At 36.0% G+C, this 24,234-nt stretch carries 27 protein-coding genes and 1 other RNA gene; 10 read left to right on the forward strand and 18 right to left on the reverse strand.

What is annotated here, in order from left to right; genetic code table 11:
- Window positions 1–2 precede the first annotated feature (2 nt).
- Window positions 3–497, reverse strand: a complete 495-nt coding sequence (gene infC, locus WBG21_RS03275) for a translation initiation factor IF-3 (RefSeq protein WP_340075107.1) — start codon at window positions 495–497, stop codon at window positions 3–5.
- Window positions 498–599: 102 nt separating this feature from the next.
- Window positions 600–2,546 (reverse strand): threonine--tRNA ligase, encoded by a 1,947-nt coding sequence (gene thrS / locus WBG21_RS03280; RefSeq protein WP_340074775.1) that lies wholly within the window; start codon window positions 2,544–2,546, stop codon window positions 600–602.
- A gap of 73 nt (window positions 2,547–2,619) precedes the next feature.
- Here thrS and WBG21_RS03285 point away from each other — a divergent pair, with 73 nt between their 5' ends.
- Window positions 2,620–3,999, forward strand: a complete 1,380-nt coding sequence (locus WBG21_RS03285; protein WP_340074777.1) for a hypothetical protein — start codon at window positions 2,620–2,622, stop codon at window positions 3,997–3,999.
- A gap of 71 nt (window positions 4,000–4,070) precedes the next feature.
- Here the strand turns inward: WBG21_RS03285 and WBG21_RS03290 are convergent, their stop codons facing one another.
- Together WBG21_RS03290 and WBG21_RS03295 are read right to left on the reverse strand one after the other, a co-directional pair.
- Complete coding sequence (locus tag WBG21_RS03290) at window positions 4,071–4,739, reverse strand: ZIP family metal transporter (RefSeq protein ID WP_340074779.1); 669 nt, start codon at window positions 4,737–4,739, stop codon at window positions 4,071–4,073.
- Window positions 4,739–5,470: a class I SAM-dependent methyltransferase gene (locus tag WBG21_RS03295; protein ID WP_340074781.1), complete on the reverse strand. Its 732-nt coding sequence runs from the start codon at window positions 5,468–5,470 to the stop codon at window positions 4,739–4,741. Before WBG21_RS03295 ends, WBG21_RS03290 begins: the two co-directional genes overlap by 1 nt.
- A 57-nt stretch (window positions 5,471–5,527) precedes the next feature.
- Here WBG21_RS03295 and WBG21_RS03300 point away from each other — a divergent pair, with 57 nt between their 5' ends.
- Window positions 5,528–6,691 carry a THUMP domain-containing class I SAM-dependent RNA methyltransferase gene (locus WBG21_RS03300; protein WP_340074783.1) on the forward strand — a complete coding sequence of 388 codons (1,164 nt, stop codon included), beginning with the start codon at window positions 5,528–5,530 and terminating at the stop codon, window positions 6,689–6,691.
- Between the two features lie 4 nt (window positions 6,692–6,695).
- Here the strand turns inward: WBG21_RS03300 and WBG21_RS03305 are convergent, their stop codons facing one another.
- From WBG21_RS03305 to rlmD, 4 genes are read right to left on the reverse strand one after another with little or no spacing between them, the layout of a single operon-like run.
- Complete coding sequence (locus WBG21_RS03305) at window positions 6,696–6,929, reverse strand: hypothetical protein (protein ID WP_340074785.1); 234 nt, start codon at window positions 6,927–6,929, stop codon at window positions 6,696–6,698.
- Between the two features lie 20 nt (window positions 6,930–6,949).
- On the reverse strand, window positions 6,950–7,630 hold the full coding sequence (locus WBG21_RS03310) for a DUF6048 family protein (protein WP_340074787.1): 681 nt from the start codon (window positions 7,628–7,630) through the stop codon (window positions 6,950–6,952).
- Between the two features lie 7 nt (window positions 7,631–7,637).
- Window positions 7,638–8,150 (reverse strand): DUF6452 family protein, encoded by a 513-nt coding sequence (locus WBG21_RS03315; RefSeq protein WP_340074789.1) that lies wholly within the window; start codon window positions 8,148–8,150, stop codon window positions 7,638–7,640.
- Between the two features lie 2 nt (window positions 8,151–8,152).
- Entirely contained in the window at window positions 8,153–9,565 is a 1,413-nt protein-coding gene (rlmD, locus tag WBG21_RS03320; protein ID WP_340074791.1) for a 23S rRNA (uracil(1939)-C(5))-methyltransferase RlmD, read from the reverse strand.
- A gap of 162 nt (window positions 9,566–9,727) precedes the next feature.
- Here rlmD and rocD point away from each other — a divergent pair, with 162 nt between their 5' ends.
- Window positions 9,728–11,008: an ornithine--oxo-acid transaminase gene (gene rocD / locus WBG21_RS03325; RefSeq protein WP_340074793.1), complete on the forward strand. Its 1,281-nt coding sequence runs from the start codon at window positions 9,728–9,730 to the stop codon at window positions 11,006–11,008.
- A gap of 57 nt (window positions 11,009–11,065) precedes the next feature.
- On the opposite strand, the gene WBG21_RS03330 is transcribed toward rocD, so the two are convergent.
- Genes WBG21_RS03330 through WBG21_RS03345 form a run of 4 tightly spaced genes read right to left on the reverse strand, consistent with a single transcriptional unit; the run spans window position 11,066 to window position 12,364 of the window.
- A complete protein-coding gene (locus tag WBG21_RS03330) occupies window positions 11,066–11,467 on the reverse strand; it encodes a DUF2752 domain-containing protein (RefSeq protein ID WP_340074795.1) in 402 nt (133 codons plus the stop codon).
- Complete coding sequence (locus tag WBG21_RS03335; protein ID WP_340074797.1) at window positions 11,460–11,732, reverse strand: CD225/dispanin family protein; 273 nt, start codon at window positions 11,730–11,732, stop codon at window positions 11,460–11,462. Before WBG21_RS03335 ends, WBG21_RS03330 begins: the two co-directional genes overlap by 8 nt.
- 32 nt (window positions 11,733–11,764) lie before the next feature.
- Entirely contained in the window at window positions 11,765–12,085 is a 321-nt protein-coding gene (locus WBG21_RS03340; RefSeq protein ID WP_340074799.1) for a CCC motif membrane protein, read from the reverse strand.
- Between the two features lie 9 nt (window positions 12,086–12,094).
- Window positions 12,095–12,364, reverse strand: a complete 270-nt coding sequence (locus tag WBG21_RS03345; protein ID WP_340075109.1) for a DUF2752 domain-containing protein — start codon at window positions 12,362–12,364, stop codon at window positions 12,095–12,097.
- Between the two features lie 98 nt (window positions 12,365–12,462).
- On the opposite strand from WBG21_RS03345, the gene WBG21_RS03350 reads away from it, so the two are divergent.
- Entirely contained in the window at window positions 12,463–12,687 is a 225-nt protein-coding gene (locus WBG21_RS03350) for a hypothetical protein (protein WP_340074801.1), read from the forward strand.
- 5 nt (window positions 12,688–12,692) lie between these two features.
- Window positions 12,693–13,244 carry a Smr/MutS family protein gene (locus WBG21_RS03355; protein WP_340074803.1) on the forward strand — a complete coding sequence of 184 codons (552 nt, stop codon included), beginning with the start codon at window positions 12,693–12,695 and terminating at the stop codon, window positions 13,242–13,244.
- On the opposite strand, the gene WBG21_RS03360 is transcribed toward WBG21_RS03355, so the two are convergent.
- Window positions 13,241–13,753 carry a hypothetical protein gene (locus WBG21_RS03360; RefSeq protein WP_340074805.1) on the reverse strand — a complete coding sequence of 171 codons (513 nt, stop codon included), beginning with the start codon at window positions 13,751–13,753 and terminating at the stop codon, window positions 13,241–13,243. The genes WBG21_RS03355 and WBG21_RS03360 overlap by 4 nt on opposite strands.
- A gap of 78 nt (window positions 13,754–13,831) precedes the next feature.
- Here WBG21_RS03360 and WBG21_RS03365 point away from each other — a divergent pair, with 78 nt between their 5' ends.
- Window positions 13,832–14,980: a cysteine desulfurase family protein gene (locus tag WBG21_RS03365; protein WP_340074807.1), complete on the forward strand. Its 1,149-nt coding sequence runs from the start codon at window positions 13,832–13,834 to the stop codon at window positions 14,978–14,980.
- Here WBG21_RS03365 and WBG21_RS03370 read toward each other — a convergent pair.
- The 3 genes from WBG21_RS03370 to WBG21_RS03380 form a co-directional block, all read right to left on the reverse strand.
- Window positions 14,977–15,627: a hypothetical protein gene (locus tag WBG21_RS03370; RefSeq protein WP_340074809.1), complete on the reverse strand. Its 651-nt coding sequence runs from the start codon at window positions 15,625–15,627 to the stop codon at window positions 14,977–14,979. The two genes, WBG21_RS03365 and WBG21_RS03370, sit on opposite strands and share 4 nt — an antisense overlap.
- Window position 15,628: 1 nt before the next feature.
- Window positions 15,629–18,043 (reverse strand): TonB-dependent receptor, encoded by a 2,415-nt coding sequence (locus WBG21_RS03375; protein ID WP_340074811.1) that lies wholly within the window; start codon window positions 18,041–18,043, stop codon window positions 15,629–15,631.
- A gap of 63 nt (window positions 18,044–18,106) precedes the next feature.
- A complete protein-coding gene (locus WBG21_RS03380; protein ID WP_340074813.1) occupies window positions 18,107–19,798 on the reverse strand; it encodes a M23 family metallopeptidase in 1,692 nt (563 codons plus the stop codon).
- Window positions 19,799–19,942: 144 nt separating this feature from the next.
- Between WBG21_RS03380 and WBG21_RS03385 the strand changes: the two genes are divergently transcribed.
- From WBG21_RS03385 to rny, 4 genes are all read left to right on the forward strand, one after another.
- Window positions 19,943–20,233, forward strand: coding sequence for a hypothetical protein (locus tag WBG21_RS03385; RefSeq protein ID WP_340074815.1), 291 nt, complete (start codon window positions 19,943–19,945; stop codon window positions 20,231–20,233).
- 13 nt (window positions 20,234–20,246) lie between these two features.
- Window positions 20,247–20,540, forward strand: coding sequence for a cell division protein ZapA (locus WBG21_RS03390; protein WP_340074817.1), 294 nt, complete (start codon window positions 20,247–20,249; stop codon window positions 20,538–20,540).
- A 54-nt stretch (window positions 20,541–20,594) separates the two neighbouring features.
- Window positions 20,595–20,702, forward strand: a non-coding RNA gene (gene ssrS / locus WBG21_RS03395) — 6S RNA.
- A 49-nt stretch (window positions 20,703–20,751) separates the two neighbouring features.
- The gene (gene rny / locus WBG21_RS03400; RefSeq protein ID WP_340074819.1) at window positions 20,752–22,317 is read left to right on the forward strand and encodes a ribonuclease Y; all 1,566 of its coding nucleotides are present in this window, start codon (window positions 20,752–20,754) and stop codon (window positions 22,315–22,317) included.
- Between the two features lie 40 nt (window positions 22,318–22,357).
- Here the strand turns inward: rny and WBG21_RS03405 are convergent, their stop codons facing one another.
- Both WBG21_RS03405 and WBG21_RS03410 read right to left on the reverse strand, forming a co-directional pair.
- Window positions 22,358–23,299 carry a gliding motility protein GldB-related protein gene (locus WBG21_RS03405; protein WP_340074821.1) on the reverse strand — a complete coding sequence of 314 codons (942 nt, stop codon included), beginning with the start codon at window positions 23,297–23,299 and terminating at the stop codon, window positions 22,358–22,360.
- Window positions 23,300–23,496: 197 nt separating this feature from the next.
- The gene (locus WBG21_RS03410) at window positions 23,497–24,204 is read right to left on the reverse strand and encodes a DUF4369 domain-containing protein (protein WP_340074822.1); all 708 of its coding nucleotides are present in this window, start codon (window positions 24,202–24,204) and stop codon (window positions 23,497–23,499) included.
- Between the last annotated feature and the right edge of the window lie 30 nt (window positions 24,205–24,234).

Genomic DNA, 24,234 nt, shown 5'->3' on the forward strand with positions numbered 1-24,234 from the left:
TTTTATTTTGGCTTTTTAGGTGCTATGAACATGGTCATCCGCTTACCTTCTAGCTTTGGCATTTGTTCTACTTTTCCTAGTTCTTCTAATTCAGAAGCCAATCGCAATAACAAGATCTCTCCTTGGTCTTTGTATACAATGGAACGGCCTTTAAAAAACACATAGGCCTTTAACTTGGCTCCGTCTTTTAAAAAACGTTCGGCATGTTTCTTTTTAAACTCATAATCATGGTCATCGGTTTGTGGGCCAAAGCGAATCTCTTTTATAACAACTTTAGAAGCCTTTGCTTTCAATGCCTTTTCCCGCTTTTTTTGTTCATAAAGGAACTTTTTATAGTCCATTATTTTACAAACGGGAGGAGAAGCATTCGGAGATATTTCAACGAGATCTAATTCTAATTCATTGGCTTTTTCCAATGCTTTGTGTATTGAATATACACCTATATCTATATTATCACCAACCAATCGTACTTCAGAAGCACGTATTTCCTTGTTGATGTTATGAGGGTTTTTAATCTCTCTTCTTTGTTGTCGCCGATAATTACTTCTTCTTATTGCTATGGTTTACTTATTTTTATGCTGCTTACACAGCGTTAAACATTAATTTTTAAAAGACTTACTTGTTTTTTTTATTTCATCATTAACAATTGCTGCAAATTCTTCAACAGAAATAGTGCCCAAATCTTCACCTCCATGCTTTCTTATAGCTATTGTATCATTTTCAGCTTCATTTTCTCCAACAATAATCATGTAAGGTATTTTCTTTAATTCAGCCTCTCGGATTTTTTTCCCTACGGTTTCGTTTCTATTGTCAACGAGGCCGCGAATTTCGTGATTTTCCAGTAAATTTAAAACTTTTTCAGCATATTTTTCATATTTCTCACTGACAGAGAGTATGATGGCTTGATCGGGTGTGAGCCATAAAGGGAAATTTCCACTGGTATGCTCCAATAAGATAGCTACAAAACGTTCCATACTTCCAAAGGGTGCTCTATGGATCATTACCGGGCGATGTAGCTCATTGTCATTGCCTTTATACGAAAGGTCAAATCGTTCAGGCAAATTGTAATCAACCTGAATAGTACCTAGTTGCCATTTTCTTCCGAGTGCGTCTTTTACCATAAAATCAAGTTTAGGGCCATAAAAAGCTGCTTCTCCGGTTTCAATAACATAATTCAATCCTTTTTCTTTTGTAGCATTAATGATAGCATTCTCTGCTTTTCTCCAATTTTCGTCACTTCCAATATATTTATCAGGATTATCAGGATCGCGTAGTGATACTTGGGTCACAAAATCCTCAAACCCTAATGACCCAAAAACGTGGAGTACTAAATCAATCACATTTTTAAATTCCTCATCCAATTGGTCAGGAGTACAGAAGATATGGGCGTCGTCTTGGGTAAATCCCCGAACTCTTGTAAGCCCGTGTAATTCGCCACTTTGCTCATATCTGTAAACAGTGCCAAATTCAGCATACCTTTTTGGAAGTTCTTTATAGCTCCATGGACGGGAATTGTATATTTCGCAGTGGTGTGGGCAGTTCATAGGTTTTAAAAGAAACTCCTCATTTTCATGAGGTGTTTTTATAGGTTGAAAACTGTCTTCTCCATACTTGGCATAATGCCCGGAAGTAACGTATAACTCTTTTTGTCCTATATGAGGAGATACTACTTGTTCATAGCCTGCTTTTTTCTGGGCATTTTTTAAAAATTGTTCCAATCGCTCACGCAATGCAGCTCCCTTAGGTAACCATAAAGGCAATCCTTGCCCCACTTTTTTAGAAAAAGTGAATAGTTCTAGTTCTTTTCCTAGCTTTCTGTGGTCACGTTTTTTTGCTTCCTCAAGTAGGTTCAGATATTCTGTTAACTCTTTTTGTTTTGGAAAGGAAATACCATAAACCCTGGTCAATTGTGTATTGTTTTCGTTACCTCTCCAATACGCCCCTGCAACACTTAATAGTTTAACGGCTTTGATGATGCCTGTATTTGGAATATGCCCACCTCTACAGAGATCAGTAAAAGTAGCGTGGTCGCAAAATGTAATGGTGCCATCTTCAAGATTTTCAATGAGCTCTACTTTATATTCATTGTCTTGCTTTTTGTAAAAATCCAATGCATCTGCTTTGCTTACGGAGCGCATTTTATAATCGTATTTACCTCTGGCAATCTCCAACATTTTTTTCTCTATTTCAGGAAAATCTTTTTCAGAGATGGTATGTTCACCAAAATCAACGTCATAGTAGAATCCATGTTCAATAGCAGGGCCAATGGTGAGTTTTATACCTGGATACATTTCTTCCAAAGCTTGTGCTAAGATATGTGAAGAGGAGTGCCAGAAGGCTTCTTTGCCGGCATCGTCATTCCATGTATAAAGCGTAAGGGAACCATCTTCAATTAAGGGGGAACTTATCTCTACTTTTGTATCATTAAAGTTGGCAGAGATAACATTTCTTGCAAGGCCTTCGCTAATACTCTTGGCAACCTCAAATGGGGTTATGTATTTTTCAAACTCCTTAATACTGCCGTCCGGCAAAGTAATTTTTATCATGCTTGTATACTGATGTTATAACGTCGCAAAGATAATAGGTTGTCATCACGCAAACAACAGGAATACTATTTTCATGGGACTATTTATGAATGTAAAAATTAAGGTATATTTGTTAGACACCAATTTTTTTATAATGGACAGTGATGCTCAGGGCCAGAAGTTTAAGAAATGGCTTGATATTTTACAGCAAGAGAGTTGGCAACTAGAACTCATTATTTCCGGTTTTGCCATTTACGGATTGTTTATGGCTAAAGAGCCTATTCAAGTAAAATCGCTTGAAGTTGGTATGGCAGGCAGTGTGTATGCAGTGTTTTTTTGGCAAGGATTGTTTATGTCTTGGTACATAGTTACGGCTAATCTTATAGCGCATGTGATCTTGAGAGGGCTTTGGATAGGGGCTATAGGGCTGCGATATGTGTCTGGCGATATTGATTATGAACAATTAAATTACAGTTCTAAATTTACTAGACATCTAAAAAAAAGAATAGGGTCTTTTGACAATTATGTAGCAACACTTGAAAAATATTGTAGCATTATTTTTGCAATTACCTTTTTATTGATTTTTTATTTATTAGGATTGATAGTCATCATATCTGCCTTTGTGCTAATAGCTGAATGGCTGGGCGATGGGAATGGGCAAGATTTCAATTACCGATCATGGATAGGAGTACCACTACTTGTTTTTATTGCTATAGGAAGTGTCATTACGTTTATTGATTTTATAACACAAGGATGGCTGAAAAAGAAAAAATGGACAACCTTTTTTTATTACCCGGTATATTGGGTGTTTAAATACCTTACCCTTTCTTTTTTGTATAGGCCTATGGTTTATAATTTTCTGGATACTAAATTTGGACGTCGTCTAAGTATACTTATCATACCATTATATACCATAATTGGTTTATTGGCAGGTACTAGTTACAGTACTTCAAATTATATAAATGAGGAAGAACGCTCTTCAATTTATACGGCTAATGCAAGTAATTATGACGATTTAATAGATGAGAGTACCAAATATGTTGATAGGGTATCTATTCCTTCTAAAATAATTAATAACAGGTATTTGAATGTCTTCATAGAATATGGAAAATCCATAGAAGAAGATGTTTTCTTTTTTAATGAGGAACTAAAACCTGAAGAAGATAAAAAGGGGATTTATTCTACCATTTTTTCATCAGGGACCATAGATGACCGAACCCGAAGGAAACTATTGGGAACATATCTGAAAACCATAGAAGATATGTATATTTTAAAAATAGACACGATACGTTTTAAGCCTGAGTTTGTGATCACTCAAAACAAGAAAAAACAGAAAGGTTTTGAGACTTTCTTGGATATGGAAGGTGTATCTAAAGGAAAACATCTTTTGGAAGTATTGCGAAAAGATCATTTTCGGGATAGTGTGTACCATAGGACCATAGTCAAAGTCCCTTTTTGGTATTATCCGGAATAATTTATTGAAAATTGAACAAAATTTTTCAGAATGCCTCTATGGTTTTTTTGCACCCATTCTCAAAAATATTGTTATAATAGGTAAGCGGTAATGATACCTAATAGAATAGCTGCCAGTTTATTAATATTGAATTTATGTCCTTCCGAACTTTCAAAAAGTATTGTAGTAGCAATATGGAGAAAGATCCCAATAACCAGGGCTGACAAATAGCCACTGTACATTTTTAACCCCTGAATGTTAGCGAGAAGACTTCCCAATGGGGTCATGACAGCAAATAAAATTAGTAGTAAAGAAGTATGAAGCGTGTTCATTTTAAGGTTGAGACAAAATGTACTTAAGATAATAGCAATGGGGATTTTATGGATGATGATGCCATAGAGCAATGTAGGGTGCTCATTGATGGGAGCTCCTTCTATAACAGCATGGATACATAAACTGATAAATACGATTAGTGGAAAATTACGCTGCCCTTTGTGAATATGGACATGTCCATGCTCCACACCTTTAGAGAAAAATTCCAAAAATATTTGGAGCAAGATCCCAATCATGATGAACAACCCAATATGTTGTGAATTTTCTTGGTAATACACATCCGGTAGCAAGTGAAAAATAGTAATGGACAAAAGGAAAGCTCCACTAAAAGCAAGCAATAGTTTTATAGTGCGTTGTTTGGGTGTAAGTATTAATACAAAAAAGTAACCAACAAAAACAGCGGCTATGGGGAACAGGTAATTTTCCATTATTTAAAAATCATGATTAACCGTTCTGAATTCTTTAGGTCAAACCTTTGAAGCTTATAATCTCCAAAAATATCCAAAAGATCAATATTTGCTATTTCAAAATAGCTTTCAAAATCCTCTAATTTAAGGGCTCTTACACATTCTGTATAGTGGTAATCTTTACTTTCAAATTTAAAATGGATCTCTTTAAAGATATGAGTGGCGTCTGCGTATCTTTTTATATGAAAATCGATCCCTTTTATTTTTTTTATCTCTTCAGGCACCAAATTATCCAAAATATACGAAGTATTCATGAAATCGATAACGGCAAATCCGGTTTCGTTCAAATTAGATTTTATAGCTTTTAAGGTATTTAAATTATCATTTTCATCCTCAAAATACCCAAAACTGGTAAACAAGTTGAAAACAGCATCAAATTTTTTATGGTATGCCTTTGACATATCGTGCACCTCAAAATGTAACTGCTCATTTTCAAATTGCTTGGCATAGGTGATGCTGTTCTCAGAGATATCGGTTCCGGTTACATCATATCCTAGTGAATTCAAATAAATTGCATGCCGCCCCTTTCCACACGCTAAGTCCAAAATTGAAGCACCTTCAGGAAGGTTTAAATAGTAGGTAAGATTATCCATAAAAAGCTGTGCTTCTTTATGATCTCTATCCTGATAAAGGATATGGTAGAACTTTGTGTTGAACCAGTCAGAATACCAGTTTTTTTGTGCTTTTTGCATGCTTTTGTATGAAAGGGGCTAAATTAACGTATTTTTGCCTTTTTATAAGCGAATCAGATGGCAAATAACTATAAAATGGTAGCCAAAACATTGTTTGGGTTAGAGGATGTTTTGGTTGGTGAATTGAATAAACTGGGAGCCATTAATGTAGAAAAAGGCATTAGAAGTGTATCTTTTGAAGGCGATAAGGGGTTCATGTACAAAGCCAATATATGCCTTCGGACAGCTTTAAAAATTTTAAAACCCATCCATAACTTTAAAGTGCGAAATGAACATGAATTTTATAGCCGGATCTATAAAATGCACTGGAATGATTATATGGATGTTGATACTACATTTGCTATTGCTACTACAGTTCACTCGGAGCAGTTCAAACATTCTAAATATGTAGCCTTAAAAGCTAAAGATGCCATTGTAGACAAGTTTAGGGACAACACAGGAAAACGGCCTAATGTTGATGTGAAGCATCCCGATATTCAAATCCACATTCATATACAAAAAGATTTATGTACTGTCTCATTAGATAGTTCAGGGGCTTCGCTCCATCAACGAGGCTATCGGACAGACACGAACATAGCCCCTATCAATGAAGTGTTGGCCGCAGGTATGCTTCTTTTAACTGGATGGGACGGACAATGTGATTTCATAGATCCGATGTGCGGGAGTGGCACATTACTGGTAGAAGCTGCCATGATTGCCTGCAATATTCCATGCAATATTAACCGAAAAGAGTTTGCTTTTGAAAAGTGGCGTGATTTTGATAGTGATTTGTTTGAAAAGATCATGGAAAGTTCTTTGAACAAAACACGAGAGTTTCATCACAAAATCACAGGATATGACAAAGCTCCGTCAGCGGTATGGAAAGCAAAAGAAAATATAAAAGCAGCAAACCTGAGTGATTATATGACTGTTGAGCAGAAAAACTTCTTCGCAACCAAGAAAGATGTATCCGGTAAATTGCACATGGTTTTTAACCCCCCTTACGGAAAACGATTGAGCATTGAAATGGAACAATTTTATAAGTCGATTGGAGACACCCTTAAACAAGGGTATCCGGAAACGGATGCGTGGTTTATTACTTCCAATATGGAAGCATTAAAATATGTTGGGTTACGCCCCTCCAGAAAAATAAGGCTTTTTAACGGCTCCTTGGAATCTAAATTAGTGAAGTATGAAATTTATGAAGGAAGTAAGAAAGGAAAATATATGAGTGATAACTAACAGATTATTTTATTTCCTTCATGTTTTTTATAAAAATCCATTTCATCAACATTTTTTCTCTTCCCTCTGTGTTGACAACACCAAACTTAGGCGCCAGAATATTAGCAATAATAGCGGAGGTTACGGCTAAAAATATGCGGTTTATGGGAAGAAAATATCCCAGAAGCAATCGTGCAATGATAAATAAGATAGCAAATCCAAGAAAATTGAATGCCAATGCTTTATGTTTTAACTTCACAGCTAATTTTTAAGAGTTAGTTATTTCTTTTTGTATAGTGGGATAAAGTATGTTAACGTATAATTATAACCAATACCAAATCGGCTGGAATCATTCTTCTTATTAAACCCCGGAATCCAGAGATTTGGAAAAAACTCAGGGGCTTTATCATTCACTAAATAATTCAACCGGATGCTTGCCCCAAGATATAAATTATTAAAAAGCTCTGCTTTAATCCCAAAAACGGCTTCTATCCATTGTGCGTTTAACCCGTCAAACTCTCGTAAAAGGTCAGGGTTATCACCTATTAAGTCCCCTTCGTTAAAAAAATGGTCCCTGTTATTAATATTAAAGCTATTGAGTGTTTGTGAAAAAGAACTGATGGCATAGCGCAACCCTATATGAATAGAATTTTGCATACCATACCAATTTTCATAAGCATTATAATCAAAACCGGCCTTTATATAAGTCCCTTTGGTAGTGAAATTAAAAAGGTCTTCATCCGTTGTTTTTTCTTCTCTCCCGATCTCTCCAGCAACAAAAAACCGTTTGGTAATACGGTAATCCCCGACCAATTCCAACCCTTTATAATCCTCATCAAAACCTGCCCGTATAGGTTTGCTAAGATCAACCCCTAACCTAAGCCCATACTTTTGTTTGTACAAAATACTGTCTTTGGGAGTTTCTTCCTGACTGTACATATTCAGGAAAACGAAAAGCATACTAATACTAATGAAATATTTTAACATGGGCTGTATTTTCATTCGCTATGGTATCATTAATAATTTCAACAGACTGTATCCAGTTGTTTGTATCTGTAGTTAGATCAGAGGTAAGGTTTTCATAATTAGCAACAAAACCACAAGCTCTGGAAATAAAGACTTCTTTTGTTGTATAGTTAAAAGCGATACGGTCACTATTTCCTATTTCCGCACCATTAGCATCGTCCTCAGAATTGAGAATAAATGTAAAAGCAGTTTCATTTTCAAAAGAACGCAATGGAAGTGCTATTGAATCGGTCGTTACCCTATCCGCATTTGGAACCGGCACATCTACACCCGCTGCTAAAACGCGGAGTGAAGTAACACTTTTTACTTCCTCGGGATTGGCATTGTCATAAAAACGGATAATAAGTTGCGGGGTATCCGGCACTTCTCCCGGGCAAATATCATCCCGTTCGCAACCCAAAATAATCCAGAGCAGCGAAATCGTGTAAATGATTTTTGTAATATCGTTTTTCATGTTTATAATCTTCGTTCCAAAAGTACAACATTTTCTACATGGTGTGTTTGCGGAAACATATCAACCGGTTGTACTTTGGTTACTTTATAGTGTTCATTCATGATGGCTAAATCCCGGGCTTGAGTAGCACTATTGCAGCTCACATACACAATTTTATGAGGGGCAATTTTTAATAACTGTTTGACCACCTCTTTATGCATCCCATCTCTGGGAGGGTCTGTAATAATAATATCCGGAGTGCCGTTTTCTTCAATGAACAAATCATTAAAGACGCTTTTCATGTCTCCAACGAAGAATGTTGTATTCTCTATTTGGTTTAATTGGGCATTGACCTTTGCATCTTCAATGGCTTCGGGAACAGCTTCTACACCAATTACCTTTTTAGCATTCTTTGCTACAAATTGTGCAATGGTCCCTGTACCGGTGTAGAGATCATATACCAATTCTTTTCCGGTTAAACCAGCAAAATCCCGGGCAACTTTATAGAGTTCATAGGCTTGTTCCGAATTAGTTTGGTAAAATGATTTTGCATTTATTTTGAACCGCAGCCCTTCCATTTCTTCGAAAATATGATCACGACCGGCATAGCAAATCACTTCTTGGTCATAAATAGTATCGTTGGGTTTTTGGTTGATGACGTATTGAAGTGAAGTTATTTCCGGAAAACTTTTCACCAAATAATCCAACAGTAGTTCTCTTTCCTTTTTAGCATTTTCATAAAACTGGATAAGTACCATAAGCTCTCCGGTAGAAGCTGTTCGTATCATCAACGTTCTTAAAAGTCCAGCTTGTTTCCGTACATTATAAAAAGACAAATTGTTGTCAACTGCAAATTGTTTAATGGCTAATCGAATTGCATTTGAAGGGTCTTCTTGGAGGTGGCATTTGCGAACATCCAGTATTTTATCCCAAGCTCCCGGAATATGAAAACCTAAGGCATTCCGGTTGTTAATTTCTAAAGAGGTTTTGATTTCTTCGGGTGTGAGCCAACGGTTATCAGAAAATGAAAACTCCATTTTATTCCTGTAGAAGTAGGTCTTTTTTGAACCGATAATAGGCATTATTTCAGGGATTTTAATTTTTCCCAACCGGATCAAATTATTAGCTACCTCTTTTTGTTTGTAATACAATTGGTGTTGGTAGTCCATATACTGCCATTTACAACCACCACATACGCCAAAATGTTCACAAACAGGGTCGGTCCGTTTATCAGACAGTTGATGAAATGCTACTGCTTTCCCTTCAAAGTACCCTCTTCTTTTTTTAGTAACCTGAATATCCACCACATCTCCCGGTACAGCATTATTCAAAAAGATCACCCGTCCGTCAGGAGCTTTGGCAACACTTTTTCCTTTAGCACCGGCATCTATGATTTCGATGCTCTCAAAGAAAGGTTTTTCTTTTTTTCTAGGCATGCGCAAAAATAGGGGAATCAAGAAGATTTTAATGACAATTACCTCAAAAAATAACAGGATATTTAGTAATTTGCACACACTTCGATGGATGATTTCTCTCCTTTCGCCAAAAAACCGAAGAAGAAGGAATAAAGGATGTTTCAACATTAAAGTAGTTCTATTATGGCAGTTTTAGAAAAAATAAGTTCACAAAAAGCTATCGCATTAGAGGATAAATACGGGGCCCATAATTACCACCCGCTTCCGGTAGTATTAAGTAAAGGAGAAGGCGTGTATGTTTGGGATGTAGAAGGAAAAAAGTATTATGATTTTTTATCGGCCTATTCTGCCGTAAACCAAGGGCACTGCCATCCTAAAATTGTGGGTGCGATGACCCGGCAAGCACAAGAATTAACCCTTACTTCCCGGGCATTTTACAATGATATGCTAGGGAAATATGAGCAATACATCACCAATTATTTTAAGTTTGACAAGGTATTGCCGATGAACACAGGGGCTGAGGCAGTGGAAACAGCCATTAAGCTATGTAGAAAATGGGCTTATGAATGTAAAGGGATTGTAGAGCAGGAAGCACAAATTGTAGTGTGCGAGAATAATTTTCATGGGCGCACAACGACTATTATCTCATTTTCTAACGATGAAGGTGCGCAACGGAACTTTGGCCCTTACACGCCTGGGTTTATAAAAATCCCCTATGATGATGTAGCAGCGTTGGAAAAAGTATTGAAAACACATAAGAATATAGCAGGTTTTTTGGTTGAGCCCATTCAAGGGGAAGCAGGCGTATATACTCCTTCAGAGGACTATATTGCCCAGGCAAAAAAGCTTTGTAACGAGTATAATGTGTTGTTTATGGCAGATGAAATCCAGACAGGAATTGCGCGTACAGGGTCACTATTGGCTGTTTGTGGAAACTGCACATGTGAAGGTCATTGTGAACAACAACCGTCCTATCAACGCCCGGACATATTAATCTTGGGAAAGGCACTCAGTGGAGGTGCCTATCCGGTAAGTGCTGTTTTAGCAGATGACGCGGTAATGGGGGTTATAAAGCCGGGGCAACACGGCAGTACTTTTGGAGGTAATCCGGTAGCGGCGGCAGTGGCCATCGCTGCATTGGAAGTAGTTGAAGAAGAGCAACTGGCACAAAATGCACGGGAACTGGGGGAGCTGTTCAGAAGTGAAATGAACAAGTACATTGAAAGCTCTAAAATTGTAAAACTTGTTAGGGGACGAGGGCTCTTAAATGCAATTGTGATTAATGATAGCCCGGATAGCAGCACAGCTTGGGATATTTGTGTTGCATTAAAAGAAAATGGGTTATTGGCAAAACCAACCCACGGAAATATTATCCGGTTTGCACCACCGTTGGTAATGACAAGAGAAGAGCTGTTAGATTGCGTGTCGATTATTACCGACACCTTGAAAAGGTTTGAAAGATAAACAGAAAAAGCCTTCTCAGTAGGGAAACGCTCAAACTGAAGCGATATAATAAAGTTTTTAAGGTGCAAGCATATTGAAAGGGAATAGGGCTACATTCCGGAAAACCCAAAAAGCAAGGATGCACCAAAAGATAACCATGGGTGTTCTGGGGTGGTGTAACAAGCTTTCGGTCTCTTTTCCTTTCACAATGCCTATGATGTTTATCACCATATTGTAAAGGAGTACGATTCCAAAAATAAGGATAAGCAGGTTATGGCTAATTCCCTCTAAAATATTCCCATGCGCAAAATCGTATAAAGCACGCTGGCTACCACATCCCGGGCAATGAAAGCCCGTTACGCTATAGATAGGGCATTTAGGAAAAAAATCATAGCTACTTGGGTTAAAATAATAATAAAGGGGCAGCACTACTATAGCAGCCACCCCTAATAGTATGTATAGAAGCTGTTTCTTATACATCGCCCATTGCAGCACCTATAAAGGCAAAACCGAAAATAGCAATATAGATTATCCAGAACAATAAAGCTACACCAATAGATACAAATGCCCATGTTTTGGCATTTCTAGAGGCTTTCTCGGCACTATCATAATCACCTTCTGCATAGGCAGAGTTTACTTTTGATGCATACACAATACTGACAACCCCTGCAGGCATACAGCATAAGACAGTTGATATAATAGCTAATACTAAATAGTTAGCCGGTCTTTGTGGTTTCGTTTCCATATGTATAAAGTTGAGTTAGTTAATAAAATTATTTAATTAAATTGATCAAATGCATTCTGATATTGTTCCATAATCCCACTATATCCTATAGTTGAGAACATAAATATAACATAACCTAAATAGATAACATTTAATACGATACCTATAATGGCCAGGATACGCCCTGTTTTTACATTGTTGAACCCTTCATAGGCTTCCGGGTTCTCTTTATATAATTTCAAAGCTTTATTGCCAAGTACAAGCGCAATAATACCAAATATAAGGCCTATTACACCATAACAACAACAAGTAACAATTGAGACAATCCCGAAAACTAAAATGAGTGTTGAATTTGGTAGTTTTTGTTTTTCCATAACGTAATTTTATGTTAGATTAGACATTTTAATGATATAACTGATTATTACAATAAGGACATTTATTGTAATAAGGGTAATTTTTATAATCCGTTGGTATTTGAATGTAATAAATATATTAATAAGCAAAAATATAGAAAGTAGTATAAGAGAGTATATCGCAGGATACATGTGAAAAGCCGCTTCAAACTTTCCGTCAAGCAATAAAGCTACTGATCGTTGTAACCCACATCCCGGGCATTCAATACCAAAAAGTGTTTTATTAAGGCACGGAAGCATATAGTCTTCTATATGAGCAAGTAGTGGTATATAATTGATGGTTAAGCCCAATTCACATACATTTGTAACTGCACGAATATAAAATAATTATTTTAATAATGGATGCATTGCCCAATAAAACGAATAACAAAATATATTATTTTTTAGCTATTGTAATAGGATCGGTATTGCTTTATTATGGGAATAAACAAACAGAAGGTTTTTATGTATATCTTACCGTAACAGGCTTTGTGTTGTTAATGTTTGGGTTGTACAAAACTACTACAGCATGGGTAAAAGACAATCCTAGGGATAATCACCATGATGATCTAAAAAACGAATAGTATTAATGAGCAATTTGTACCACATAGGTGACCTCGTGGAGGTTATTGATGAAGCCATTAGAGGAAAAATAATGGAAATTAACGGGAAGGAGTTAACGATTGATACAGAAGAGGGCCTTGAACTAAAGATTGCTAAGAGCGATGTGATTAAAATAGAACAAATAGAAGCGCTTCAGGTTACATTCCATGAAGTTATAGAACAAGTGGCTTTAAAAGAACAATCAGAAAAGAAAAAGGTTTTTGGGAAACCAAAGAAGCACCGTTCTTTACCTCCGATGGAAGTAGATTTGCATATACATCAACTCGTTCCCAATACAAAAGGTATGACCAGTCATGATATGTTAACGATACAAATAGAAACAGCCAAACGGCAATTGGATTTTGCCATTAAAAAACGGATACCCAAGGTTGTTTTTATCCATGGGGTAGGGGAAGGTGTTCTAAAAATGGAATTAATAACACTTTTTGGGCGTTATGACAACGTAGAATTCTATGATGCCGATTTTAAAAAATATGGTTTTGGAGCGACGAAAGTCAGGATTTATCAGAATATTTAGTTTGTGGTTACCGTACCAAACTCAAAGTTCGTGGCAATAATACTTTCTCCATTATCATTTACCAAAATAAGATCTTCAATGGTCAGGGTATGTTCATATGTGGTAACATCATTTTCAGTCACTGCAATGGTTACAAGTCTTAAAGTGCCGCCGGTTGCTTGTATTTCTGTTTCTACAATAGGTGTTACAGGGGGGATGTCTTCACAAAAGTAATCCTGTGTTACATTTTCAGAGAAGATCCTATAAGACAATTGTACCACATTGGGGATGCCCCGTATTACTCCTTCAGGAACTGTTGCCTGATTTTTAACTAGGCCATCCGGCAGTTCTAAAATAAGTGCTTGGTCAGCATTAATTTTAAAAAACAACGTAGTGCTGTCTGGGCATGATTGTACTGTTACATTGTCAAAATCAATAGAATCTATTTGCAGGTCACCATCATCACAACTCCAGATGAAGAGCATGCTTAAAACGGAGAACAGTATTTTTTTCAAAACCATTGTTTTCATTGAGACAAAAGTAATATATAATAGAGATTTATAGTGAATATTATAAATATAATTTTATTTGCATTATTTTTGGCACCGATGAAAAAGGTATACTTTGATAACGCAGCTACTACGCAATTGAGAGACGAGGTGATTGCTAAAATGCAAGAATCGTTGAAGGATTTCTATGGTAACCCGTCTTCAACACATAGTTTTGGACGTTCTTCCAAGACGCTAATTGAAAAGGCCCGTAAAACGATTGCAGGTCAGATAAATGCGAAACCTTCAGAAATTATATTTACTTCAGGAGGGACAGAGGCAGACAATATGATATTGCGAAGTGCAGTTAGGGATCTTGGTGTGGAAACAATTATTACTTCTACCATAGAACATCATGCAGTATTACATACAGTTGAACAGCTCCAGAAAGAATATGGTATTGAAGTCAAGTATGTCGATTTGGAAACATGTGGTACACCTAGTATTATGTCTCTTGAAGGCTTATTGAAAGGAGATGACAGCAAGAAACTGGTGAGCTTAATGCATGTAAACAATGAGATTGGCAATATGATTGATATTGATACAGTTGCCGAACTTTGTAAGGAACACGATGCCTTGTTTCATTCTGATACCGTTCAATCTATTGGGCATTGGGAATGGGATGTTCAGTCAACAAAAGTAGATTTTTTAACAGCTGCGGCACATAAGTTCCATGGCCCAAAAGGTATTGGGTTTGCTTATATACGAAAGGATTCAGCGTTAAAGCCGTTCATTTTTGGTGGGGGACAGGAACGTGGTTTTAGAGCGGGAACGGAATCGTGCCATAATATTGTAGGTTTAGAAGAAGCTTTCCTTTTAGCATATAAAAGTTTAGATGAAGAGCGCACTTATGTAAAGGGGTTAAAGCATTACTTCATTGATAAAATTAAAAAAGTGTTCCCTGAAGCCAAATTTAATGGTAACTGCGCTGATGAAATGAAGAGTACGTACACATTGGTAAACGTTTGTTTACCGATAGGTGAAGATAAAGCACAGATATTATTATTTCATTTAGATATTAATGGGATTGCCTGTTCTACGGGAAGTGCTTGTCAATCAGGTGCAAATGAAGGGTCTCATGTACTAAGGGCTATTTTGCCGCAAGATGAATTAAAAAGACCTTCATTACGCTTCTCTTTTTCTAAGTTTAATACAAAAGATGAAATAGATTATGTGGTGAAGATATTAGAAGATTTTTCTAAAGATTAATCCCTTTTCTTTTTACGTTCCTTATCATAAGGGAATTTTCTGGCGGCATTTTTCATCATAGATTCAATAATCTCATCTGTATCTTTACCAGATTTTCGGCTAATAGTCTTTTCATATTTCCACAATAATTTTCCGGTAGCCCCATCACTTATTTTAATACCGATGCGCCCATAATCGGATTTCCCCATGATAAGTGATATGAAATCAATTTCAGGAACTCCTTTCGAGATAAGTGCACTAAGTGTTAAGTTACCACTTATAATCCCATCCACTTTTAAAATATCGCATAATTCTTGCGTGGTGTGAATGTCAATATTGTCAATAGAAATACCATTTTTAGCCAGTATAGCATTTGTGTTTTTAATATCTTGAAATGTAACAGAAAGCTTTTTTTTATTTTTTCGCTGCAGGAAGTAATTTTCCAAGGCATTTTGCACAGCATAACCTTCTTTTCTTTCTAAATCTTGAAGTTCATCTTCGCTTACCTCATATTCATCATCTAGCTGTAATGTGGCTAGAAATGGCATAATAGCTAATGTTTCATGAGGTTTGCTCAGCTCCTCAAAATGTACGTTTTCATAAATTGTTTTTTGTCCTAGAACTTTAAAAGCTATAAATAAAAAGAGATACCCTATTTTCTTTTTCATTTTAAAAGCGCATGCCTATTTTAACATTAAATACCCTTTCTGTTGAGAAATCAGGAATACCAAATTGCCTTCCTGAAGAAACATCTCTTACAAAGGTACTGGTTATTGAGTTTCTACTGTCAAAAAGATTAAATATTTCAAAGCCGATATTCAAATCTTTGAATTTGTGAAGCCAATGCCCTTTGCCGTACTGTTTTTGCGTATCTGTGAGTACATATGAAATTCCTAGATCAGCCCTTCGGTAATCGCGCAACCTATTTTGAAAATCATACGGATCTGAAAACCCCGGAGACCCCGCAATTAAGCCTGTGTTGTAGACCAGATTAAGGTACATTTTAAGGTCAGGTATTCTCGGTACATAGTCCTGAAAAAGTATGGCAAACTTTAAGCGTTGGTCGGTAGGGCGGGCAATATATCCTCTGTCATTAATGTTTTCTTCTGTTTTCATGACTCCTATGCTTACCCATGACTCTGTTCCTGGCACGAATTCACCGTTAAGTCGAAGATCCAATCCATAAGCATATGCTTCTGCATTATTTCTTGCACGATATCGTATACGAACATTTTCTAAAGTATATGGGTTTACATCTGATAAGGTTTTGTAATAGGCTTCTGATACAAGTTTAAAAGGCCTGTTCCATAAACTAAAGCTAAAATCATTCCCAACAACAAAATGTATAGATTGTTGTGCCTTTACATTGGGGCGGACAGTACCTGTAGCATCCCTTAGTTCTCTATAAAAAGGCGGTTGATGATAAACTCCTCCCGATATTCTAAAAACCATATCTGTTTCCCAATCAGGCTTAATAGCAAATTGGCCTCTCGGACTAATTACAGTTTGAGAGTTTTTATTGATATTTTGCCCACGTATTGTCCAGTTTTGCGCTCTTACACCCAAATTCAACCAAACTTCATTTTCTTTCCAGAATGAACGTTTACTCCATTGTATAAAACCTGAAAACCGATCTGTTTTAACAAAGTTTGTTGCACGGATGCTTTGGAATGATTCAATAGGCGCATCAAAAGGCTCATAAGGTTGGTTATTATCAAATTCCGAAAATGGAGGGCGAATAGAGAACCCTGCAGAATCAATGACCTCAAATTCTCTTAGGCGGTCTCTTATATCTTCATGGGTATATTTTATGCCCCATTCAATAAGCTGTTCGTTTTTTCGATAGCTACCTTTATGCTGTAAATTAAAAATCAGCGCATCTAAATCATTTCGGGCATGTTTAAACTGTGAGCCAATACCCTCCGTAAATTCGATATCCCCTAAATTTTCATCACCAATATTCGTGTTTACTGTCCCTATGTTATACTGTGCCAGGATATCAAAATGTTCTTCTTCGATGGTATGAAAAGCAGAGCCTATAAGTTTAAATGACAGATAATCGTTCAGGAAGTAATTAGCTTTGAAGGCGCCAACTGTAGTAAGATATTGATCCTTTTCTTGTCCTTCATAAAAAACAAATAAAGCCTTAGGCTCATCAATAGTACCAAAGTTAGTTTGTCTTGTTAGAGGTTGAAAGTTATAATCATTAATAGAAAAATTGCCTAGAAAATTTAGATGGAACTTACTAGAGAATTTATATGTAATATAAGTTTGAATATCACCAAAAGCAGGGTTAAAGTTAGCATTTGTTTGCTTACTGTTTACCAAGAGGCTATTATCCCTGTATCGGAGACCTGTTATTGTAGATAGTTTGCCGTTTGGAGAAATAGTTTGTACAGAAGCACTTCCTCCAAGTAGGCTTAGGTCAATGCTCGCGCCAAAAACTACAGGAACTTTATAAGTAATGTCTAATACTGATGAGAGCTTATCCCCGTACTTTGCTTGAAACCCACCAGCCGAAAAGTCTACATTTTGAACCAAATCTGTATTAACAAAACTAAAACCTTCCTGCTGTCCGGACCGAATTAGAAAGGGACGATAGATTTCTATTTCATTCACATAAACTAAATTCTCATCATAATTACCACCCCTGACACTATATTGGGTACTAAGCTCATTATTTGAATTAACCCCCGGCAAAGACTTTAGTATGTTTTCTACTCCTGGATTAGCCCCCGGGATTAATCGTATTTCTTCAGGAGAAATATTAGTTATTCCTTGTACTGTCTTTTTTCCATTTGCACTGATAGTAACTTCAGCTATTTGTGAAACATCGACCTTGAGTATAGGGTTAAATTCATAATCTTCTCCATTTTTCAAGGTAACTGTCAAGGTTACATCTTTGTGGGAAAGGTGGGTAAATGAGATTTTAACAGTTTTTTCAGCAGGTACAACAAGACTGTAAAACCCATTTTCATTGGATACGGTCCCTTTGTTTTCAAATGAAACACTTACATTTGGTAACGGGGCATTTCCTTCATCTAAAATGACCCCTCGTATAGTGGCAGATTGTGAAAATGCCATTTGGAAGATAAGGCCAAGAAAAATTAGAGGAATAAATTTTTTAAAAGTCAAAATTAATAGCGTTTAATCCTTTTTAAAAAAAGTATGGTTAAATGTAGTACTATTTCCAACATTATCCACAACAACAACCTTTAAAAGATGTTTGTTGCCTTTTAATTCAGCATCATTAAAATCATAGGTTAATGTATTGTTCTTTGGTTCATATTCCATTAAAACCCATTTATCATCAATAGTTGCTGTATAGTCATTAATCCCACTTTGCTCATCCTCAATAGTTAATGTCAGGTAACGGTAATTGTTTAGCCATTGATTTTTTTTAAAGTTTTCAGCAAGGACAACGGGCGGTATAGTGTCTTTTGTAACTATAAACTGTCCTAAATTTCGGGTTTTGGCACTGATGGTATTGCCTCTTCTGGAATTCCCTTCATATACAAGCCCCTCTTCTTCATCTAATCTTGCAATAAACAATTGCTGCTTTTCCTCGTCAAGATAGTCGGAAATATCAAAAGTGACCGTAAAATTTTTATGTGCCGGCACAGTAGGGTCGTGGATTGTTAGAATACTATCGGTATGATGAATATTGATATAGAAATTTTCATAAAAAGTATTCGCAGGGAAAAATACGGAAGCTTTATCCAAATCATAACTATTATCAATAGCTGCTCTTAAAAAATGGTCAGTAATTAATATATTTTCTTTTTCTACAATGGTTTGTTTTTTGCCTTCTACCGGAATTTTAATTAATTGTTGGTTTCCATGAAAATCTAGAACTTCTATTTCTACATTATAAATAAAACCATCACTAACAGTAATTATCCCATCATCAATAGATTGATCATAAATACTCAATGGGTTGGGAGGGTTTGCAAATAACTTTTGAACTCTATCTTTATATGTTTTATAATGAGAATAATCTATCAGTGTATTGATATAACGCGTTTCATTAAAAGAAAATGTTTCAAAATCATAACTGAAATAAGTTGTTCCGTTGACAGTCATTTTTATGGCATAAACACCATTTTTATTAATAGTTAGGTCTTGCCGGTCATACGTATTTATACCAAAGCCGATTTTTCCTTCTGCATAAATCTTGTCAGCTAGAAAAGAACCATCAGGTTGTTTATTAAGGTTTAGTAAAACTTTTTTATTGGATTGATTAATTTGAGCTGACTCATTTAAAGTGTAACCATATACTTCTGATACAATAGGGACCGTAGAATCATCTACCGATATTCCAAACAAAAGCGGGTTTAAAGGTTTTTGAGCAGCGTCCCGTATTTCAAAATGCAGATGTGGCCCCTGGCTGCCACCGGTATTCCCACTATACCCAATTAAAACCCCTTTTTCTAATGAGAATGCTTCGGGATTAGGATAAACCTCTACTTCGTATGATTGTTTCTTGTATTGCAACGCTTTAATATAGGATTCTATTTCTGGAGAAAACTTTTGGAGATGTGCATAAACTGAGGTATAAGTGCCATTTTCATGTGTAATATAAACAGCCTTTCCAAACCCCCATGGTGATACTTTTATCCTGGAAATATAACCATTCGCTATTGCTTTTACAGAAAGCCCCTCTCTTTGTTGAGTTTTAATATCGATGCCTGAATGGAAATGATTTGGGCGTAATTCACCAAATGTACCCGAAAGTAATACTGGGATATCTAAAGGAGTATCGAATAAATCTTGAGGATATTTACCTTGAGACCAGGAAATACCGTAAAAAAACAACCATAAAACAACCAAAAACCGCATATGCTATCATTCTTTTGCTAAAATAAATAAACAAGACAAACTGGAGAAATTCTTTTTATGAAGAATGATTTTTGTCGCAAAATAATTGCGAAGTATCAAGAGGTATGTTACCTTTGTGTATATAAGTATTGAATTTTACGCTATATGAGCGACATCACTCAAGTAGTTGACTCACTTGAAAATAAGGTTAGTAAATTGCTTCATAAACTTGAAGTTTTAGAAAAAACAAACCTTAAACTAACGGAAGAACTGGCCATCTCGCAGAGAACCATAACCAATCAAGAGAAGACAATAGCAGAGTGGGAAGAAAAACACAATGCGCTTAAGCTTGCAAATTCAATGCTTGGCAGTAATGAAACGAAAACTGAGGCTAAACTCAAGATAAATACGTTAATTCGGGAGATTGACTACTGCATAGCTCAACTTTCCGAATGATGTTCAGAAAATAATGGAGGATACACTCAAAATTAAAATATCAATAGCTGATAGGGTATATCCGCTAACTATAAAGCCAAGCCAAGAAGAAGGATTGCGAAAAGCAGCTAAAAAAATAGAAGCACTGATAAAGCAATTTGAAGAAAATTATGCAGTAAGGGACAAACAAGATGTATTGGCCATGTGTGCATTGCAATTCGCTTCTCAGGTTGAACAGAAAAGTATTGATAAAGAGACCACGTTTGTTGAAGTAGAAAACCGTTTAGCGGCACTCGATCAACTTATACAAACAAGGTTAAACACATAAGTTCTTTTAAATAACATAAAGTTACTGCCTACATTGGTTTAATTTTTTTGACAAACTCAACGCTATTCAATTAAAAAGGGTGAGTTTAAGTTGTAAAAGCATGCCGTCTTTGTCACGGATCCTTGATCAGCTTGGTAGCCCTAAACTTGTCTTTAGGAGTTTGTACAAAACTCAGCCCAATGTAGGCTTTTTTTATATAAACAAAACACAAATGGATACAACCACATTAATAATTATTACAGGAGCAACAGGATTGCTTATAGGGTTTATAATTGCTAAATTTCTGGAAAAAGGAAATGCATCAAAAGCGATAGCAAATGCCAAGAAAGAGGCGGCATCTATTGTGAAAGATGCAAATATAGAAGCAGAAAGTATAAAAAAAGACAAAATATTTCAAGCTAAAGAAAAGTTCTTAGAGCTTAAGTCAGAACACGAAAAGGTAATTATTGCTAAAGATAAAAAAATAGCGGAAGCAGAGAAACGGACTCGCGATAAGGAATCACAGGTAACAGAAGAGCTCACAAAAAATAAAAAATTAAATCAAGAACTTGAGGGGAAAACAAAAGATTATGAACATCGGATGAACTATCTGGACAAGAAAAAAGCTGAATTGGAAAAACTGCATAAAAGCCAGGTGGAACAACTAGAAGTTATTTCAGGGCTTTCTGCGGAAGATGCCAAAGAACAATTAATAGAATCTTTAAAGCAGAACGCTAAAAGCGATGCGATGGCATATATTCAGAATACACTTGAGGAAGCAAAGATGACTGCGCAGCAAGAAGCTAAAAAAGTAATTATAAATACAATCCAAAGGATAGGCACTGAAGAAGCTGTCGAGAATTGTATTTCTGTTTTCAATATAGAATCAGATGATGTTAAAGGAAGGATCATTGGAAGAGAGGGGAGGAACATTAGAGCTTTGGAAGCTGCTACAGGTGTAGAAATAATTGTAGATGACACCCCTGAAGCTATTATTCTCTCTTGTTTCGATTCGGTTCGAAGGGAAGTGGCAAGATTGTCTTTGCACAAGCTGGTAACTGATGGGCGAATTCACCCTGCCAGGATTGAAGAAATAGTAAAAAAGACTACCAAGCAGATAGAAGAAGAAATTGTAGAAGTAGGTAAACGTACTGTGATTGACTTAGGGATTCATGGACTGCACCCGGAACTGATACGAACTGTGGGGAGAATGAAATACCGGTCTTCATATGGGCAAAACTTACTTCAGCATTCCCGTGAAGTAGCAAAGCTTTGTGCTATTATGGCAGCAGAACTAGGCTTAAACCCAAAGCTTGCCAAACGGGCCGGGTTGTTACATGATATTGGAAAAGTTCCCGATACAGAAACAGAAACCCCTCATGCTATATTAGGGATGGAGTGGGCAGAAAAATATGGAGAAAAACCAGAAGTATGCAACGCCATAGGTGCACACCATGACGAAATTGAAATGAAAACATTGCTTGCGCCCATAGTACAAGTATGTGATGCTATAAGTGGTGCACGTCCCGGGGCAAGAAGACAAGTATTGGATTCGTATATTCAACGTCTAAAAGACATGGAAGACATTGCTTTTGGTTTTACCGGGGTACAAAAAGCCTATGCTATTCAGGCAGGAAGGGAGCTTCGTGTTATTGTAGAAAGTGAAAAAGTAAGTGATGAGAAGGCCGCAGCATTGTCTTTTGAAATTTCACAAAAAATACAAACGGATATGACTTATCCTGGGCAGGTGAAGGTTACTGTAATACGAGAAACACGAGCGGTTAATATTGCTAAATAGCAAAAAAGGAGCTTAATAAAGCCCCTTTTAGTTAGCATTATTATTTGAACTTTTCCTCATATTTACTATCCTTTAAAAATTTAACAGGATCTGTCTCATTCATCATGGATGCAAATGCTTTTTTCTTATCATCTGCATTACTGTAATACGCTTCTGCTATTTTATACCCCATCCAGTATCCTAAATCTTTGGGCCATTCGGGATGGTCTTTAGGATTTATAAAAAACCAGTCACCGAGATCAGTACTGTGCATTTGGGTTTTATACAAGTTCCATAATTCTTCTTCATGAGCATTACCATAAGCATACGTTTTTTGATTAATAAGTTTGCCAGAAATTAAGTGTGCTGCAAAATCAGCAAACCCTTCTCTTATAGAAAAAGCCAAGATAGTCCCTTCTTCAGGATTCATATACATGGAAATGTATTTTTCAGTACCATGGATAGATTCTTGAATGACATGAATAGATTCATGACCAACAATGTTAGGTATGGTATTTATATCAAAAAGCCGTGCCCCTTTACTGAATTCTGACATATCAGTATTGTCTTTTTTAGCAAATATTTCAGCTCCTACGAGTGTATAATAACCATCACCACCATTTCCTCCAGCTCGAATTCCTCCTATCATATAATATATCTTAGGTAAGCTATCTATGGAATAAAGATCCTGAAGTTTTGAATACATCGCATTATTATTAGCTTCCTGATTGACTAATCGTTCTTTTATATTTACTAACGATTGATAATACATAGGGTGCTTCTGAATTGATTTGGTTAATTTTTCAGGGGTTAAATCAAATTTCTGTACAAACTCTGTAAGCCCTATTGTAGCTTTGTCAAAATAATTTTTTTTAAGAACAGCTATTGTATCTGAATCAGGTTTAAGTAAATGATAAGCTGTTAGAAAATTATCTATATCATCATATACATATATTCCTTCCAAGCTGACACTTTCAGGAAAATCACTTTTGTTTTTTTGCACCCAATGATTAATGGAATAGATAAAAATATTAGTAACGATCTTTTAAAAAAATAATGAGCACTCATGACTTTTTATATTTAATTAACAGGTCAAATTAATTAAAGGTAATGTTATGAATATGTCGTATAAGTTATTTTTGGGGTAAATAGATCGTGTTTTTGTGGTGAAAAGACATTATAGTTATAGAAAGTATAACCTTATTTGTCCAGTTTTATATTTTCAATGAATGTTTTTAACGCTTTTCCATATTTGGAATTGGCAACTTCAGGAGTAAGCGAATTGTTTATAGTATCCAAATATTTTACCCGTGCATCAAAAGCTTCTGATAATGCAATAAAAGGCGCTACATAAGAATCTTTGTTGTTTAAGGCAAAGTTTAGCGTATATAAATATCCTCTCTTTAAGTTGTTATCGGCAATGCGCTGTAATGAATCTGCCTTAAAAGAATCACCATCTTTTAGTGCTTCAAAGCGATCTTTTATGAGCTCTAAGTTCCGGTTTCTAAATTTAGAGATCATATTCCGGTACTCTTCCAGTTTTTTATGGGTTTCCGATCCAGTAATTTTTGCATTCAATTCAAAGAACTCCAAGGACGTTTCAATATTGATAGTACCGGTTTCTCCAAAAAACTCAATCCGGTCATTCAATGCATTTCCGTCATTCTTCTCCAAGTACAAATAAAAAACTTCCGGACTTTCTAATGGTGTCTCAAAAAGAAAGTTGCTGTTCCCATCCACAGATAAAGAATCTATACTGACCAATAAGGTGTCTACCACACGTTGAAGGTACAATGTGCCCTTTTTTAACCCCTTTATATGACCGGTGACGATCATTGTGTCTTCTTTCTTAGTACAAGAAACTATTGTACCAATAATTAACAGGACAAGAATGAAACTTTTTTTCATAGTATATATATTGAACAGCGCAAATATGCA

Origin of the sequence: Leptobacterium meishanense (assembly GCF_037645805.1) — a bacterium.
In the GTDB taxonomy this organism is placed as follows: domain Bacteria; phylum Bacteroidota; class Bacteroidia; order Flavobacteriales; family Flavobacteriaceae; genus Leptobacterium_A; species Leptobacterium_A meishanense.